This window comes from Nonomuraea sp. NPDC004580, assembly GCF_040609855.1.
In the GTDB taxonomy this organism is placed as follows: domain Bacteria; phylum Actinomycetota; class Actinomycetes; order Streptosporangiales; family Streptosporangiaceae; genus Nonomuraea; species Nonomuraea salmonea.
Genome location: NZ_JBEXLH010000075.1, coordinates 37,535 through 38,344 on the forward strand (window position 1 = coordinate 37,535; position 810 = coordinate 38,344).

An 810-nucleotide genomic window follows, 5' to 3' on the forward strand; every position below is an offset into this window, starting at 1 on the left:
CGCGGTTACTACGCCGCCTACACGGGGCTGTTGGGGGGGGGGCCCGGCGCGCCCCCCCACGCAACCCGGACACGGAGGACAAACCGTGGTCAGACTGGACCGCCTGGTCAACGTGCTGGGCGGGTACGGCGTGCGCCTGGCCGGACGGACGGACGCGCGCACGGCGCAGCTGCGCAGCGTCGCGATGCCCGACCCGACCGACGAGCGGGTGACGGGCGACGTGCTGCTGGCGGTGGGCGCGGCCTCGGTGACGGAGGCGATCGCGTGGGCGAGCGCGGCCCGCGCGACGGCGGTGCTGGTGCGCGCGGGCGAGGCGGCGGCGCGCGAGGTGCCGCAGGACGCCGGGGTCGCGGTGCTGCTGATCGACCCCGCCGTGTCGTGGAGCCAGCTCACCGGGGTCGTGTACGGGCTGGTGCTGGAAGGCAGGGAGACCGAGTCGGGGCGGGGCCCGACGGACCTGTTCGCGCTGGCCGACAGCCTCGCGGACGTGGTCGGGGCGGCGGTGACGATCGAGGACCGGCTGTCGCGGGTGCTGGCGTACTCGCGCTCGCAGCAGGCGGGAGACCCGGCGCGGCTGGAGACGATCCTGGCCAGGCAGGTGCCTGAGCGGTTGCGCGAGCTGTTCGAGCAACGAGGGGTGCTGTCGCGCCTGGCCGCGTCGGACGGGCCGATCTTCGTGGAGCCCGACCCGGCGTACGGGCTGACGGGGCGGATGGCGGTGGCGGCGCGGGCCGGCCGCGAGGTCCTGGGCACGGTGTGGGCGACCTGCGACAGGCCGCTGACCGGGCGGCGGCTCACCGCGCTGGCCGA

Annotated in this window: 1 pseudogene; it reads left to right on the top strand. The window is 76.5% G+C overall.

What is annotated here, in order from left to right:
* Positions 1-85: 85 nt before the first annotated feature.
* A pseudogene (locus ABZW11_RS41040) lies at positions 86-810 on the top strand (PucR family transcriptional regulator); the annotation flags it as partial.